Origin of the sequence: Moheibacter stercoris, assembly GCF_040545805.1 — a bacterium.
Taxonomy (GTDB): Bacteria; Bacteroidota; Bacteroidia; order Flavobacteriales; family Weeksellaceae; genus Moheibacter; species Moheibacter stercoris.
Map to the genome: position 1 here is coordinate 42,760 of NZ_JBEPMO010000015.1, position 17,173 is coordinate 59,932.

General features: G+C 35.3%; 14 protein-coding genes. 3 read left to right on the forward strand and 11 right to left on the reverse strand.

Going from position 1 to position 17,173, the window contains the following annotated elements; all coding sequences use genetic code 11:
* Positions 1 to 57 precede the first annotated feature (57 nt).
* Positions 58 to 2,484 carry a GAF domain-containing protein gene (locus ABID46_RS10920; protein ID WP_354510005.1) on the forward strand — a complete coding sequence of 809 codons (2,427 nt, stop codon included), beginning with the start codon at positions 58 to 60 and terminating at the stop codon, positions 2,482 to 2,484.
* Here ABID46_RS10920 and ABID46_RS10925 read toward each other — a convergent pair.
* Positions 2,481 to 3,668 (reverse strand): Pycsar system effector family protein, encoded by a 1,188-nt coding sequence (locus ABID46_RS10925; protein WP_354510007.1) that lies wholly within the window; start codon positions 3,666 to 3,668, stop codon positions 2,481 to 2,483. The two genes, ABID46_RS10920 and ABID46_RS10925, sit on opposite strands and share 4 nt — an antisense overlap.
* 75 nt (positions 3,669 to 3,743) lie before the next feature.
* Between ABID46_RS10925 and ABID46_RS10930 the strand changes: the two genes are divergently transcribed.
* On the forward strand, positions 3,744 to 7,412 hold the full coding sequence (locus ABID46_RS10930) for a metallophosphoesterase (protein WP_354510009.1): 3,669 nt from the start codon (positions 3,744 to 3,746) through the stop codon (positions 7,410 to 7,412).
* A gap of 2 nt (positions 7,413 to 7,414) precedes the next feature.
* Positions 7,415 to 8,323, forward strand: a complete 909-nt coding sequence (locus tag ABID46_RS10935) for a phosphatase PAP2 family protein (RefSeq protein ID WP_354510011.1) — start codon at positions 7,415 to 7,417, stop codon at positions 8,321 to 8,323.
* Here the strand turns inward: ABID46_RS10935 and ABID46_RS10940 are convergent, their stop codons facing one another.
* From ABID46_RS10940 to ABID46_RS10985, 10 genes are all read right to left on the reverse strand, one after another.
* Complete coding sequence (locus ABID46_RS10940) at positions 8,324 to 8,779, reverse strand: DUF1801 domain-containing protein (RefSeq protein ID WP_354510013.1); 456 nt, start codon at positions 8,777 to 8,779, stop codon at positions 8,324 to 8,326. It abuts the gene before it with no gap.
* 95 nt (positions 8,780 to 8,874) lie between these two features.
* A complete protein-coding gene (locus tag ABID46_RS10945) occupies positions 8,875 to 9,855 on the reverse strand; it encodes a hypothetical protein (RefSeq protein WP_354510015.1) in 981 nt (326 codons plus the stop codon).
* A gap of 32 nt (positions 9,856 to 9,887) precedes the next feature.
* Positions 9,888 to 10,736, reverse strand: coding sequence for a hypothetical protein (locus ABID46_RS10950; RefSeq protein ID WP_354510017.1), 849 nt, complete (start codon positions 10,734 to 10,736; stop codon positions 9,888 to 9,890).
* Between the two features lie 48 nt (positions 10,737 to 10,784).
* Entirely contained in the window at positions 10,785 to 11,324 is a 540-nt protein-coding gene (locus ABID46_RS10955; protein ID WP_354510019.1) for a GNAT family N-acetyltransferase, read from the reverse strand.
* Between the two features lie 146 nt (positions 11,325 to 11,470).
* Positions 11,471 to 12,010 carry an LbetaH domain-containing protein gene (locus tag ABID46_RS10960; protein WP_354510033.1) on the reverse strand — a complete coding sequence of 180 codons (540 nt, stop codon included), beginning with the start codon at positions 12,008 to 12,010 and terminating at the stop codon, positions 11,471 to 11,473.
* A 319-nt stretch (positions 12,011 to 12,329) separates the two neighbouring features.
* The gene (locus ABID46_RS10965) at positions 12,330 to 13,274 is read right to left on the reverse strand and encodes an ADP-ribosylglycohydrolase family protein (RefSeq protein WP_354510021.1); all 945 of its coding nucleotides are present in this window, start codon (positions 13,272 to 13,274) and stop codon (positions 12,330 to 12,332) included.
* 9 nt (positions 13,275 to 13,283) lie between these two features.
* Entirely contained in the window at positions 13,284 to 13,736 is a 453-nt protein-coding gene (locus ABID46_RS10970; RefSeq protein WP_354510023.1) for a hypothetical protein, read from the reverse strand.
* 183 nt (positions 13,737 to 13,919) lie between these two features.
* Positions 13,920 to 15,599, reverse strand: coding sequence for an AlwI family type II restriction endonuclease (locus tag ABID46_RS10975; RefSeq protein WP_354510025.1), 1,680 nt, complete (start codon positions 15,597 to 15,599; stop codon positions 13,920 to 13,922).
* Positions 15,592 to 16,506, reverse strand: a complete 915-nt coding sequence (locus ABID46_RS10980; RefSeq protein ID WP_354510027.1) for a DNA adenine methylase — start codon at positions 16,504 to 16,506, stop codon at positions 15,592 to 15,594. Before ABID46_RS10980 ends, ABID46_RS10975 begins: the two co-directional genes overlap by 8 nt.
* Positions 16,503 to 16,814 (reverse strand): helix-turn-helix domain-containing protein, encoded by a 312-nt coding sequence (locus ABID46_RS10985; protein WP_354510029.1) that lies wholly within the window; start codon positions 16,812 to 16,814, stop codon positions 16,503 to 16,505. Before ABID46_RS10985 ends, ABID46_RS10980 begins: the two co-directional genes overlap by 4 nt.
* Between the last annotated feature and the right edge of the window lie 359 nt (positions 16,815 to 17,173).

Sequence of the window (17,173 nt, forward strand, 5' to 3'; positions counted from 1 at the left end):
GCTAATTTTCTACAAATTTAGGCCGAATTACCGAATTTTACTCATTGAAATAAGTTTTTGAATATCTTTATTGTACACGGGATTTCCGTACCTTTGCAAATAGATGTAAAAATGTTTAAGATGTTGGAGGTAAGCGCATTTAGTCCTTTTAGGCCCTTGATTTCGTTTCAGAAAATTTTAGAAATGTTGGAAGAACGATTACACGGTCTATCTGGATTTCAAGCCAATTACATTTCAGAACTGTTAAAGGAAATTCGAAAATATCCAGAATTAATTGAAGGAATTGAAAGCGTGGAGGAATTTGAAAAATACGAATCTGTCATTCGTGTTTTGTTGGCAGATTTATTCCCAATGCTATTGAGTAACAACGAAATTAAAGCTGTAACAATTCCCTATTATTTCAATATTCTCAATTTAACCCAACGTTTTCAGCGAATTTTAGAAGAGGCAGGTCCCGATTTTAAACTAAGTTTACGCGGTCTTTCAGAGCAAAACTGGTTTATATTCAATTGTTGTTTTATTATCAAAAGTTATTTCCAGAATAAAATTGAAACGACCGATACTCCCTTGTACATTGACATTCCCGATCAGCACAAAATTATGAAACACTACCGTGTGTTGATCAATGCTGATTTTATGGAAATTTTGCCTACTAAAAATGCATTAATGCTGACAGATGAGGAGATTACAGAATTGCTCGATAATTACGATAATATTGAATTATGGAAAGCTAAATTTCCAGTGAATAGCTGGATTTTGAAAGGTTTTTCCATCATGAATCTGTATGATGCGACAGTTGAAAATGCTGTTTCTACTTTAAAAGGAAATTTGCTTTCCGATGTAGATGAATATCGATTTGATGAATTAACCGAAATTTTCCGTTCGATCTACAAATTACCCGAATTAAAAATAGGCGTAACGATCTTTGGAAATTTTTTGGATCGCGTAAATGTGAAGGTTATTGAACAAAAGTTTTATAGTCATATGGTGAGTGAGGCCAATATTTTGGATTGTGAAAGTTTGTTCTGTGATGAAACCATTCGTCAAAAAATTATGGAGCGAAAATTCTGGGTGATTTCAGATGTGGATAATTACAAAATTTCTGATGAAAAGGAAGAAAGATTGATGCTTCAACTGAAAAATCAGAATGCGAAAAGTATTTTATTTGTTCCTTTAATTGATCGTGGTAAGTTATTGGCTATTTTGGAATTATCTTCCACAGAAGCGAATGACTTCAATACGGTTAATGCACATAAAATGGATTACGTTTTGCCCTTCTTACAAGACAAAGTGACCAATGTAATCAGCGAGTTAGAAAATGAAGTAGAAGCCATTATTCAAAAGGAATATACCTCGATTCATAAGAGCGTTCAATGGCGCTTTAAAGAAGAAGCGTTTAAATATTTGGACAGTAAAAAAAGTGGAATTGAATATACGTTGCAAGAAATTGTGTTCAAAGATGTCTATCCATTGTATGGTCAAATTGATGTGCAAGGAAGTTCAGTTTCCAGAAATCAAGCGATCCAAAAGGATTTGATTTATCAGATCGAAACCTTGGCTCAAGTCTTCCAAACTATTTATCAGAAAGCTAAATTGCCATTATTTGAACAGAAAATATTTGAACTTCAAAATCACTTAAACGAATTGCAAGATGTAATCCATACTGGAACGGAATTGTTTCTTCAGAATTATTTGGACAAAGAAATTCACTTGGTTTTGCAGAATTACCAAAAGAATTCAACTGACCGAGTAATCAAAGAACAAATCGCCGATTATTTTGAGAAAGTAGGTCCATTATCAGGTTTGTTTTACAAACATAGACGAGAATTTGATGAATCTATTTCCTTGATCAATAAAAAATTAGCTTCGATTTTGGATGAAAAACAGGTGGAAGCGCAGAGTTTCTTCCCACATTATTACGAACGTTTCAAAACCGATGGCGTCGAGCATAATATTTATATTGGTTCGTCCATTGCGCCTGATAAGGATTTTAATGCTTATTATTTGCAAAATTTACGATTGTGGCAAATGCAAGTGATGTGTGAAATGGAAAATCATTTCCGTTTGTTGCAACCTACTTTGCCGAATGAATTGGAAGTGAGTTCGCTGATTTTGGTTTTTGGTTCACCTATTTCGATTCGATTTAGAATGGATGAAAAACAGTTTGACATCGATGGTTCGTACAATGTTCGTTATCAAATTGCCAAAAAGCGAATTGACAAAGCTTTGATTAAAAACACCAATGAACGAATTACCCAAAAAGGAAAATTGACCATTGTGTACCAAACTCCAAGCGAAGAAAAAGAATATTTGGGCTACATCAAATTGCTGCAACACAAGAAAATGTTGGATGAAAACGTTGAATTATTTGACGTGGAAGATCTTCAAGGAATCGTTGGTTTGAAGGGAATTCGCGTGGGATTCTTGTACCATTCCGATTCCGAAATCTACTCCGATTACAAAAGTTTCTTAACGGTGAACTAATTTGCTGCGATTTCGATATTGGCAAATGCCCAAATAAAAGCGACCATTGATAAGATAATGCCGACCGTGAAAATCATATAGGTGATGCGCAATAATTTGTATTTGCGGTCCAAAACCAATCCCAAATAATACAAATCCCGCGTCAAGGCATTGTACAATTCTTCTCGATTCTGCATCAAATCGTTCATTGCCCATTCAAAATCTGGAAGTTGCATTTTGTGGAAATTCCCGAAAAACAAAATATTAACTTGTCGGTTCGCAACTTGTTCTTTGGTGAAAGTACCTTCCGTTACTTTGGGTTGCGTCGAAAGAATGGCAAAAATTACAGTTGTAACACTGAAAACCATCAATACCAGAGTCGGATAAATCAAATGCATATTGCTTGGCGAATCTAATTTCGGGACCAAGGTTCCTAAGATGATCGAGATGATAATCGCATTGACAGACAATAAGATATTGGCCTTGCTGTCAGCAATTTCACTCAATCGCGTATGGTTGTTCAAAGTCACGCGAAACATCGTATCAATGGCGCGCGAAAACCGATCATCTTTGACTTCTTTTTTCTTTCCTTTTCCGTTTTCTTCTGGATTTTCCAATTTGTTCAAACGTTTTTGCAAAGCAACAATATTCGCTTCCTTTCCTGCATTCCAATGGGTTCGCGCATAGTTTGTGTAATAACGATGTTCATTCAACAATAAATTTCGGTTGATGATTGCCCATTCACTATCGGTATACACCAAATTTAGCGTTGCTTCCCATTCAGCTTTCAACAATTCAGCAATTCCAATGTAATTTTCATTGGCAAAATGTGAAGTGTCGGCGTCCAAAATGATTTCCTCTAAAATATCTTTTGGTTGTGAATGATGTTCTGTAGCTAAAATGATCCGTTTTACTTCGGTAATTTTTTCGGATGGATAACCTTCTTTGCTTAAAAAATCTTCTGCAATTTTTACGCTATGCTGTTCGTGCAAATCGTTCGAAACTGAAAATCCCGCATCATGGAACCAAGCTGCCAATTGAACAATTTCTAGCTGGTTAGCGTTTAAATCAGAGGCTTTTCCAATTTCAGTCGCAGCTTCAACAACTCGAATTATATGATGAAAATTGTGGTACAGATGATCTTTCGATACCTTATCTTTGAACAATTCGAAAATGAAATTTTCGGCTTTTTGAATGATGGTCATTTTTAACAAAATAGGATGTACGAATTTAGGCTTTTTTTACGGAAAATTGATGGGAAAGGTTCAGTTCTCAAAGGAATGATTTTAGGATTTTCCGCCTTTATTGTTTCCTGTTCTACCTATTCTCCTCAATATGGAAAAGGGATTTCGACTCCAATTGATCCCAAAGAAACGGACGTAAAATTGGTTCATCGATTCTATTTAATTGGCGACGCAGGAAATGCCGAAGAACCCGATGCTCAACAAACATTGTCCTTTTTTGAAGAAAAATTAAGACAAGCGCCAGAAAATTCTACTTTGTTGTTTTTGGGCGATAATGTGTATCCAAAAGGGATTCCCGATAGTTCTGATTTAGCAAAACGAACATTAGCCATTCAAAAATTGACCTATCAAATCGATTTAGCGAAAAAATTCCCAGGAAAGAGGATTTTCATTTCGGGTAACCACGATTGGTATTCCGGATTTGAAGGTTTGAAAGAACAATCCGAAATCGTTAACACAGAATTGGGTGATACCAAAGCATTTTTACCACGAAAATCTTGTGGTTTGGAACGATTTAAGATCAATTCCGATGTGATTCTATTGGCGATTGACTCCCAATGGTATTTGGAAAATTGGGACCATTATCCGACCATCAATGCCGATTGTGACATCAAAACCCGAGAGGAATATTGGGATGAATTCAAGAGTGAATTGGATAAATACCAAAACGAAACCGTGATGATTGCGATACACCATCCTGTGGTTTCCAATAGTTCGCACGGTGGACACTTGAATTCTTGGGATCAGCAAATTTATCCGGTTGGGAAAATTCCTTTGCCGATTATAGGTTCGGTGTTCAATTTGATTCGAAAAACAGTTGGGATTCCGCAAGATTTGCATAGCAAACCTTATCGAGAATTGGCCAATCGAATCAAAACCGAATTGGCCGATAGGGAAAATGTTTTGATACTTTCTGGACACGAACATAATTTGCAATACATAGAAGAAGGAACGATTAAGCAGATCATTTCAGGAGCCGCTTCCAAAACGGATCCGGTTCGAACAATTCGCTCCAATGATTTTTCCTTTGGTGGAAATGGTTATGCTATTTTGGATTTATTTGAAGACAAATCGGCGCAGCTTTCTTTTTATGGAAATCAGAATAACAAAGAAGAAATTTTATATCGCCAATTCATTCAAAATCCTGAAAAAGAATTCGATTTTAATTTTGAAGAAATTGATTATTCCCAACCCAAAATCGGTTCGATTTATACAAAAGAAATGACCGATAAATCGGGGTTTTACGATTTTTTATTTGGTCGAAAGTACCGAGATTTTTACCAAATGGAAATTGAAGTTCCGCAATTGAATTTGGCGGAAACCTTTGGTGGATTAAAAGCAATTCGCGCTGGTGGAGGGATGCAGTCCAATTCGCTTCGATTGACCAATCCAGACGGAAAAGAATATGTCATTCGATCGTTGAAGAAAAATACAACCCGATTTTTGCAGACTTTGTATCCGGAAGAATATGTGGAAGATCGCTTTCAAGAAACGGGCGCAACAAAATTTCTATACGATCATTATACGTCCTCCAATCCATTTTATCCGTTTATTGTAGCCGATTTGTCGGAAACTTTGGGCATTCCTCATTCCGATCCGAAATTGGTCTATGTACCAAAACAAGAAGCCATTGGAAAATACAATTCGAACTATGGCGATGAGTTTTATATGTTTGAAGAGCGCCCGATGACCAAAAATAGCCAAGAAGAAAATTTTGGCAAAGCTGATGATATCATCAGCAGTTTGGATTTGATCAAACAATTGCACAAAGACGAAGAGAATGTCGTGGATGAAAAAGCATTCATCCGAGCAAGAATTTTCGATATGTTGTTAGGAGATTGGGATCGTCATCAGGACCAATGGCGTTGGGCGGAACACCAAATCGATGGGAAAAATATTTACAGACCCATTCCACGCGATCGCGATCAGGTTTTTGCCCGCTACGATGGTGTTTTGTTGAAAATCTTGTTGAACATTCCGGCGATTCGCCATTTTCAACATTTCGATGAAGAACCAACGAGTTTGAAATGGTTGAACAAATCGGGGAATCCTTTGGATGTAGCGTTCATTCGTTCTGCGACCGAAGAAGATTGGTTGGCAGAAGCCAAATTCATACAAGAAAATCTAACAGATGAAGCGATTGATGCAGCTTTTGCCCAATTGCCGAAACCTGCACAAAATGAATTGACCCAAGAAATCATTGAAGATTTGAAAATCAGAAGGGGCAAACTTCAAGAATGGACAAAAGAGCGATATGCCTTTTTGCAACGCAAAATTGTTCTGACAGGAACCAATAAAAAAGAGAAGTTTCTCATCAACCGGATGCCAAATGGTCAAACGGAAATCAAAATCATTCGCAACAAAAAAGCGGGTGAGGAATTGGTTTTTGAACGAATTTATTCATCAGAACAAACCAAGGAAATTTGGATTTATGGACTCGATAATGACGATATTTTTGAAGTAGGAGGAAAGGGCGATAAGGAAATCAAAATTCGATTAATTGGTGGTCAAAATCACGATGAATATTACATTGAAAACGGAAAAAACTTGGTGATTTACGATTATAAATCCAAGAAAAATACGATTGAAAACAAGGGCGGAGCTCGTGTGAAATTGACCGATGTCTATCACTTGAACACCTATGATTTTTACAAACCCAAATACAATTCATTTTTTGCTTATCCGGGAATTGGGTACAATCCGGATGATGGTGTGAAATTGGGTGCGAATTTGACCTATGAAATCAATGGATTTAACCGCGATCCTTTTTCCCATAAGCATCAGTTAAGTGGAATGTATTATTTCGAAACTTCGGGATATGAGTTTGGGTACGAAGGCGAATTTGTCAATCTCTTTCAAAATTGGAATTTCCTATTGAATGCTCGAATTACAAGTCCAACCTTTAGTTTGAATTATTTTGGATTTGGAAATGAAACTGAAAATTGGGACGATGAATTCGGAATGAATTACAATCGAGTGAAAATTCAGGAATTTTCTTTTTCACCGAGTGTTATTAGACGAGGCGTTTATGGAACAGAGATTTCTACGGGAATCGAATTTCAAACGAATAAAGTGGATGATACGGAAAATCGGTTTGTTTTGTTTTCGGACGAATTGCCAGAAAATCTGTTTGAACAGAAATTCTTTGGATCTGCTTTTGCGAAATTCGCCTATGAAAACTATAACCACAAAGCTTTTCCGACTTTAGGATTCACTTTTTCGGCGAAGGCGACTTATACGATGAATTTAGAAGAAACCGAACGTGATTTTTGGAACATCGACGGTCATATTGGGTTGACGCATCAATTGCTGCCAAGTGGGAAGTTGGTTTTGTCCACTTTGTTCAATGCCAATTGGATTTTGGGAGAAAATTTTGAATTTTATCAAGGAGCAACTTTGGGTGGAGATGATGGATTGAGAGGATTTCGAAACCAGCGATTTTTAGGTCATACTTCCTATTATCAATCGACGGATTTACGTTTGTTACTTGGACAAGGAAAAAGCTTAATTCCTATGAAATATGGGATTTTAGGTGGATTTGACTTCGGTCGAGTTTGGCATAAGGGTGATGATTCCAATCGTTGGCATCAATCTTTTGGTGGGGGAATTTGGCTCAATGCAGCAGAAATGACGAATTTGAATTTGAGTTTATTTCATTCGGAAGAAGGCAATCGTTTTTCGTTTGGTGTTGGATTTAATTTTTAAAAATGAAGCAGATTTTAGGAATCATTTTGGGATTGGGAATGATGTTGAGTGCGAAGGCTCAAACGGATTCATTGTCGATGGAAATTGATAGCGGTTTTCTTGCGCATGATTCTGTTGTGGTTAAAGAAAAAGGAAATTTTTGGCGCAATTTAAAATACGATGGATTGACGATTGCCGGAGGAACTTTGAATGGTTTTACACAACCAGCACGATGGAACAAAGATGATTTTATTGTTGTAGGAGCCACGGCTGCGAGTTTGTCGCTTTTGTATTTGGCCGATGAAGAAATCAGTGATTTCTTTCGCAAACAGGAGGACGATATTCCAGGAGCTGTAAAAGAATTTGGTTGGGTATTTGGTCGTCCAGAAGCCAATTATGGTTTTACTTCGGGTGTTTATTTGGTGGGATTGATTACTGATAATGAAAAATTGCGTGAAACTGGGGTGATTTTGGTGACATCTTCCGTCATTGGTGGAATTGCGCAACAAACAATGAAAACCGTTGTGGGAAGGGGAAGACCGCATTTGGAAAAAGGACAAAATCAGTTCAAATTATTCAAAGGAGGACAAGATTATGGTTCCTTTCCGTCGGGACATACGATGCTTTCAACAACGACAATTTATGCGTTGTCCAAACAATTTGACAATTGGTGGATCAAAGGCGGATTGTATGCAGTGGGAATGGTGACGCCCGTTTCGAGACTTTGGGCAGGCGCGCATTGGTTTACCGATGTTGCTCTGAGTTTGGTGATGAGTGTTGCGATTGTGGAAGGAGTGGAAAGTTATTTGAACCGAAATAAAAAATACGGACGCGAAGTAGATGATTTTGGCTTCCGAATCGATGATGACCGAAAAGTCAAATGGAATTTAACGCTTGGCGCTGGACAAATTGGTTTGATAGGAAATTTTTAGTTATTTCTTGTAGTTCTTTTCATAGGTTGAAATCCAGTCTTCGACCGAAATTTTCTGCATCAATTCTCCAATTAATTCAAAAGGAATTTGATCCAACTTTTTAAAGCGAATGCAGCTTTTTCCCATATCCAATTTTTGTTTCGAATGTTTGGGATACTCGGCTACGAACCAATCCAATAACTTTTGATCGGCATAAATTCCCATATGGTAGAAATTGATGGAATTTTTCTGGGAAGCCAATCCAGCAAAGGGTAGTGGTTCGATGGGTTTGCAATGATAGCCGTCTGGATAAATAGAATGCGGAACTACGTACCCCAAACCGCCATAACTAATGGCTGCTTCAAATCCTTTGGGTAGATTATCGAGGATGGTTTGATGTAATTTCTGAAAGGCTTCTTTGCGATCTTCGGGCAAATTGGCCAAAATTTCGTCTACTGTATTTCCGTTTGCTTGCATTTTTAGGTAATTAAGGTATAAAGGTACTAAAACAGGATATTATAATTTGTTTTCAAGAATCCAGTTTTTTGAATTCTGAGGATTTATTTTTCAAATTAAGTTAATTTCCTTTTTAGCAAATGCTCGAATAGATGAAAAATAATTGGAAAACTGATAATCACCATCCAAATCAAAATGTTTCTAGGAAACAAGTCAAAATAAAAATTCAACGAATATATAATTCCACAGAAGAGCATACAAAAGAGTGCATTTTGTGTTTCCAATTGCTCATCGGAATATCGTTTTGCATGTTTTTTTACGGATTTTTTTAATTTATCACGATAATTTCCAGATCTGTCTGGAAGTAAATCCAAAATTAGCATGGAGTTATGAAAAACATAGACAGAGGAAATTCCTAAAAGGAAATATTGTATTCCCAAAGTGAAATTTTCTATTGATTCTTTTGAAAATTCCATATCGCCTTTACTGTAAACTTGAATGAAATTATCGAATCCGAAAACAATCAAAATCAAGGTACTCCAAATGCTTAGCCATAATTTATTTTTTTGATTAAGTTCGATCCAAAGAAGCGCATTTGCAAGGGAATATAGGGTGAATACGATACAAATACTTGATAAAAGAATGTAATACCAAGTGGAAAATTGTATCAACTGAAGGTCAATTAACCAATACAAAAAGGATAAACTTAACAATAAGGTATAGCCTTCCGAAAGTTTTCCTATAATTTTTTCTTCTAAGAAAATGACAGAAAGCAATAAATAGAAGAAAAGAAAATAATATGGCCAAAGGAATAGATGGGTTTCGAGGTGATAAACATATTCTTTTTTTCCAGGTAAAAACGCCATAAAACTTCCTGTATAGGCAAGGATGAATTTAAAAAGGACGAACTCCCAACTTTTTGTGAGACGGTAGCTTTCAAAAATAACACCTAAGAAAAGTGCCAAAACACCAAATGAGAACAAGTTTTCTTGAATATCACTGGCTTTTATTCCTATGAAAATACTTAGGCAAATATTCAAACAACCCAAAAAGATTAAAAAATAAGCAAATCCATTATTTTGAATTTTTTTTATCATCACAAGTAAATTGGCTGGAATTTTAATTAACTCTATTGTTCGTTTTCATAATATTTATCTCGTAAATATTTACTCGGTTTGATGTAGGCTTTTTCATTTTTCACATCAAAAATCCAATTGAATCGTTTCATCAAATCAGCACCAAAATAATTCTGCGTTTGCACACGCGCTTCTCCTTTAAAAAATCCAACTTTTACGTCCTTTAAAACCGTGTTGGCAAAATGAAAATAAGGAAGGATAGCTTGTTTGCTAATGATTTTATTTCCTTGAGAATCTGAATATTCTTGTTCTTTATAAATCGTCAAAACTTGATTTAGTTGGTTGGTTTTTGCCACTTCGTTGCTATACATAATGGCTCCAGAAAATCCGGATTGAAGCAAGAAATAGAGTTCGGTTGGTTGCCAATCAAAAATGGAATCAGCTGAAATCAAAAAGAATTCACCATCAGTCAAAAGTGGAATTTCTTGATAATCGGTCAAATTGGGCAATTCATTATAGATTACGAATTGATTTTGATCATAGTCGATACCAAAAATTTTATTTTGGAAAAGTACTTTTCCTATTTTTCCATCGGATTCGTGTCCCGAATATTCGTTATCAAAAAAACGGATGTTTTCCCATTGTAAATTGCCTATTTGGATGGAATTGTTATCACTGATTTCGTTTTCAAATTGAATGGAATTAGCATGACGAATTCGATTGGGTGAAAGTGCCGCATCGTTCATCGAAATTTGAAACATTAAATCCAAAGTGTCTTTCTCATTTATAAGGGTTTGAATAATCAGATTATTATGTTTGGTAAGTCGAAAAGGAATGGTTTCTTGCGCTACTAGTTGAATTGAACTAATTATTATCGTAACAAAGGCTAAGCTGAATTTCATCAAGATTAATTTATTCAAATGTAAACGAATTACATGAAAATTCATATGTCATTTTGTTGTTGGCTGATTTTCCCAATGGATATAGGTTTCGTCGCGATAATGTTCAATGAAATTTAGTTTTTTTAATAATTTTATCGAAGCGGAATTGCTTAAATGGGTTGTAGCGGTAATGGTAATTTCAGGATCGATTTCCAAAACCCAATTGATAAGTCCTTTGCAGGCTTCATATGCAAAACCTTTTCTTCTTTCCGCTTGTACAATTCCATACCCAATGTCACAACTATTTTTGAGGAAATGAAATCCTTTGAAACCTACATCTCCAATGATTTCGTTGGTTTCTTTTTTGATAATCATCCAGGACTCAAAGCCTGTTGGAGTATCAACTTTTTTTAACAATTGAATGACTCTTGGAAGTGATTCTAAGAAATCTTCATCGGGCCAATTTTTACCAATTTTAAGATTGAATTTTTCTAAAACAGAATAGTTTTTTTGAAGAATTTCTTCACAAATTTCAAGCGTAAATGGAACCAGATACAATCGTTCAGTTTGCACCAAATAAGTAGGATGAATAGAAGTTAAAATCCTCATTTTCTCAATCAATTATTTAAGAAAAGTAAAGATAGTTCCTTTCATTTTGTGACTCCTAGTAATTCATAAAAATGATAGATGGATTTCTTCATTTGGCTAAAAACATCCATGAATTTCAAATCATCCATAACTTACCAATTTTTATTTTAAGGCAGTTGTTCAACTAGTTCCAAACGTTTTACGATTGAATTTTTATTCAAAATTGTTCCAGGTGAAAGTACAGCATTTGCGTCAATTCTAGAATTATCTCCAACAAGAGAACCAAATTTCTCTGAATTGGTAATAATGGTTTCTCCGTTGAATTTTACCGAAATAATTTTGTCAATTCGCTCATTAAAATGATTCGCACATATTGAACCAGCTTCAAAATTGACATTCTCACCAATCAGGCTATTGCCTATATAATTAAAATGAGCAATGGCTGATTTATCCATAATTAAGGATTGTTTTATCTCTGAACTTGGTCCAATATTTACTTCATTTCCTATGAAAATGGGACCTCTTAAATAGGAGGCGTAAGCACCAATTCTTAAAAATTCACCAATTATTATTTTACCTTTTAAAATGGCTCCAGACTCAAGTCTTGCAGATTTATGAATTGCAATAGAATCTTCCACAATAAACTCATCTGATAAATGTAGAATAACTTCCTCAAGAATTTGATCAAAATTATTCAATAATTCCACCTCAAACGGCTCAACAGTCGTGGAATGGTACAAGCAAACAAACATATACTGATGGCAGCCTTGTGCTATAATCTAAAAAAGTACCTGAAATTCACCCGTAAAAATCCGCAAATCATAGCCCTAAAAATGAGCTTCAAGAAAGAGATGTTAGGGTCACTTAAACATCGCCTAAATAGACTTCAAAATTTGCACTATAAGCTATCTTGAAAATCCAACACGCATATACTAAACCATAATAAAGCTTGCTTAAAAGGGCTTAACCGAGGTCAATTATTTTTGTTATCACTGAAATTTTGGAGTTGTGCAACAGTTACCGATGTTAATGGCTGGCAATTTTTTCGGCAAGTCGCTCCGCCAAGTTTTCAATGTCATCTCTTCTTGCTATTTGTTTGATCCAATTTGTTGGTATGTTTTCAATTCCGTAAAGTAGTCCTGCAAGTCCGCCTGTAACAGCACCTGTAGTGTCAGTGTCGCTACCTAAATTTACTGCTTTCAAAACTGCCTCATTATAATTGTCAGTCGTCAATAGACACCAAATACTTGCTTCAAGTGTATGTAAAACGTAACCACTACTATGGATTTTGCTTTCATCAAGTTTGGTAATGTCGCTTTTTAGCAATCTGTCAAACTTTGCAATTTCTGTCGGATTGATTGCAAGACTAGCCAAGTGATTTGAAATATCTGTTTGTAAGTTTTTGTAAATTTCAAATTTATCTTTGCCCGACAAAATTTGTTTGGCAAATTCAAGATAGTAGAAACAAGCAATTACAGAACGAATATGTCCGTGAGTTATTGAGGAAACTTTTTTTGTAATGTCATAACGTTCTTTAATTGGTTTGTCAAGCAAATAAAAAAGTAAAGGTAAAATTCGCATAAGCGAACCATTACCATTGTCTGTTTCGTCAAACCCACCTGCTAATTCTGGTTTTTCGCCTTTTGCAAGTCGTGAGATTGCTTGTCTTGTTGCAATGCCAATATCAAAAACGTGTCCTTGTGGTGTCCAATAATTTTGGTGGTACCATTTTACAAAGTTTTGCCCGATTATAGTTAGGTTATAATCCTGCGTTAATGCTTCTGTAAGACAAAATGCAAGCGAACTATCGTCCGACCAACTTCCTGCTGGCAAATTATAAGTATCGTAACCAGTCATATCAGTTACTGGATTTTTAGCAATTGTTTGTCTGCTGTTAAACTCAAAAGGAACACCCAAAGCATCTCCAACTGCAACGCCAAAAAGAGCTGATTTTATTTTTATATCGTTCATTTAATACTATTAAAAGTAATATTCCTCTTCGTTTGGTAAAGTTTTTATTTCGTTGCCTTCCGATGTTCTCCAAGTTCCTTTTGGCATTTCCCAATCTGCAAATGCGTAAGGCAATTCGTCTTTTTTTAGTTGTCGCAACATTTGGCTATACCAATTTTTATATTCTTCGTCTTCGCCTTTGCAATGTTCAATAAATTCTTTGTTTTCTTGTATGAATAAGTCTGCCAATTCTTGTGTTGTGTATTTCAATTCTTCCGATGAATTTCCTTTTTCGTGGTCATAAATCCAGTTAGAAGAACAAAACTCATATCTCTTTACTTTTTCAACAAAATTGCAACGCCAATACATTCCCGATGGCGATAATGACGGAATTACTCTTAATTTCTGAAAACCGCGTTTATGTATTTCTTCAACCATAAACAATAGTTTTTGTCTATTCGCCATATAAAAGTTACTGTCCATTTTTGTAATTTTGTTTTTGGTTCGGGGTCGTTTTTTTGCTTGTCATTAACGTTTTGCAGCTTGGCGAAGTGGCGGAAATCGAAGCACAATGTTCATTTTGCACAAAAGCTCAATTGAAAAACTTAACTTCATTTTAGCACTAAACCCGCCATTTTGCCAAACTGCTGTTGTGCGATCGCCCCTTTATTCATTCAGCCAGTTCAGTGCTTCGTTTGTAATTCCGTTATACCAATCAATTTCGTTGTCTGTTGTATTTGCTAATTCGTTTGAGCGTTCAAAAAATCGTTTAACGTGTCTAGGTTCTGGAACATAGCTTGCTTTGTGAGAGTCTTCAAGCATTTTTAAAAATACATTTAACGGTAACGGAACGATTGTCGAAGTTCCTCCGTAATAGCTGATATTCATTTTGTGCAAAGCGTAAAAATGAGCAATACAAGCCTCGTTTATTTTCGGCGCAATAAACAAAGAATACGCAGGCTTGTTGATTTCTCGTTTTAGTTTTGCAAGGTGTCGGGTTACAGGTTCTCCTTCCGTTTCATATTGTCTCTGACCACTTTGCATTGTTACTTCAACGGTCAAGCCAAAATCGTCATAATCGCAAACGATGTCCGCCATATTTCCTTGTGCTGTGGACATTGGATTTCCGAAATCGTCAAATTTCAAGTTCGCTTTGATATTTCCACCGTTAAGCATTGTCATTGCGCGCCAAGTGTTCCATTCAAACATTAAAGGTGTATCATAAAGCGAATTGTCAAGTATTTGATCAAATGTTGAATTTATTTCATCAAACAAACGATAGTCTTTAATTGCCGTAACTTGTTCTCTAAGAATTTGCTCTTTACGTTTTTCTAATTCTTCTGCAAAAATATCTTTGAGTTGAGTTAAACTCATTTCATTGCTGATTGGAATTTCTGGAAACTCCGAAGCAATTTTTTGTTCAAGCAATTCACGATTGTCGGAAAGCAGAGTAGGGGTTTCTGCATTTCCAAGATATTTTATATATTCTTTCTCATTATCAATAAATACAGGTTCTCGGCTTGTGTTCTCTAAAAAGTAATCTACTTCCTGAATTTTTTCAGGTGCAATTGAAATGGATTTCCCAATATGCGAAATGTTGACTAATCCTGTTACTCGTAAATATCTAAAGCAAGCATCTGTATAATCTCTGAAATTTCTTGCTTGCGTTGCTAAAAAGTTTTGAAGTGAGTCGTCTTTACTTTCCCTGGTTTTAGTATCTCCTGAATTTATTCTGTCTTGATAAATTATTCTAATTTCAGAATATAGAAACTCTTTGTAGAATTTTTTATAATTCCCTTTGTTCTTAGCTTTTTGCTCTCGGAAATCATTAATTTTTGAGATAATTGTGTCAAAATCTCTATAATCCGTTAACTGTAATCCGAATAATCTTAATTCATCAAATTTTAACGAACCAAAATGGCGAACCAAACGAAATAATTCAAGATAAGGTTTAATCCAAAACTCAGCTGCTTTATCTGATGGTTTGTGAAATGGAGACGGTACTTGAAATTTCAATAGCTGTCTTAAAAATATTTCTTCTTTTCGTCTTGAGTTTGTTAATTCTACACCTGCAGGTGTTAATTGGATACTTGGCTTAAGAGTTACAAAACCTAACGATTTAGGAGCTCTTGTTATTCTATCTCTTGCACTGAAAGCAGGGTCTTTTTTACCTTCACCGTTGAAAAAGTTTTCCTCTTTCAATAATTCCATAAAAGCTCGTTGCGTTTGGGTATTCCATTTTTGTCCTGCAAAATGAGTATTCAACAACTCTATTTCCGGTATCATTTTAGCTGGAGTTCTTGGAGATGTTGTAACGAAAATTACTTTACTATCAATTTTAGCCATAACAAACAGATTCTTCTTCTAATATTAATTTGGGTTCTCTTTTTAATGCTTCATTGCCATAGTTTGAAACAAGTATATGGCTTGCTTCTGCCTTAAATCTATTCCTGATATTTACAGCGTATGATTTGCCATATTCGTCCACAATCATATCTCCATATAATTTTTCGGTAAGAGGTGTTCGACCAATAACCATAAGTGCTTTGCAGTTTAATTCTTTGTAGGCGTTGGCTAATTCGGTGTGATTTTTTTCATTAAAACCATCTTTGTATTCTACATTTCCATAATCTGAAAAAACGCAATCATAGGGAGGGTCTAAAAACATAAAATCATCTTCGTTTGCCATTTCAAAAATGTTCTTATAGTCAAGATTGAATATTTCTGTATTAGCAAGTAATCGGCTGTGATTTTTTGTTACCAATGAGGTGTTCAGATTTTTATACCGTCCATAAGGAACATTGAACTCTCCTTTGGAATTATATCGTATCATTCCTGAATATGCAGTTTTGTTAATAAAAAAATACAATAGTGCATCAGAGTATTTTTTTTCTGCCAAATCATTAAACATATCTCTGATTTGATAGTAAAGAGTTTCGTTATCGTCTGCAACTCTTTCTGTTGGTGTTTTGGCTTTTAATTCTTCAAATTTTTTACGATTGATTTTGTAAATCTTTTCGATTTCTGAAAGTTCGTTTTTCAAATTGTCAAAATCGGATTTTACACCTTGGTAGAAATCCATCAATTTGGAATTGATGTCATTTATTATTGCTTTTTTGGGTTCTAAATAAAAGAACAAGGCTCCGCCACCAAAAAATGGCTCAATATATCTGCCATTGAAATCGGGAATATGTTTTTCTAGGTGTGGAATTTCTTTTGATTTTCCACCTCTGTATTTGACTAATGGCTTCATATTTTTGCTTTTTGACGTTTGTAATTTGTAATGTTTTCTGCTACAACATTTAGAATTTGTGTAGCCTCATCTTCGTCAGCAATAAGGTCATAAACTTTATCTGCCGACCACAATCTTAAGAGTTCTTTAGAGTCGGTTTGCAGTAACTTTGCAAGCGTTTCGACCTGCTCACGTTTTGCTCGTCTGTCACCTTTCTCTATTTTACAATAGGTTGCTGTGTCGATTTCCAATTCGGAAGCTAACTGTCTTTGAGGTATTTGTTTTTCTTCACGAAGTGTCCTGATTTTATTACCAAATATTGTTGACATAATTTAGTCTTGACATTATTTGGCAAATATAGTGATTTCTTTTATTGTTAGAAAGTTTTTTTTGGAGATGATTGTTCTTTTGGGGTGTCGCACAACGTTTCGGGGCTTGGCGTCAGTGGCGGAAATTGAAGCGATAAGTTTCAATTTAGCGACACGGTAAGCAAAAGCCAATTAATTGATTAAATTTAAGAAAAAAAGTCAATGTAATTGGCTTTTTGCGGAATAGAAGGCCGAAACATTAATTTTAGCCTTAACCCGCCATTGCGCCAAACCCTTCCTATGTTTGTAATTCCTTAAATTTAGTATATCAACAACTATAAAAAAGAAAGAACCAAATGAGCAGAATAAGATAGACAAAC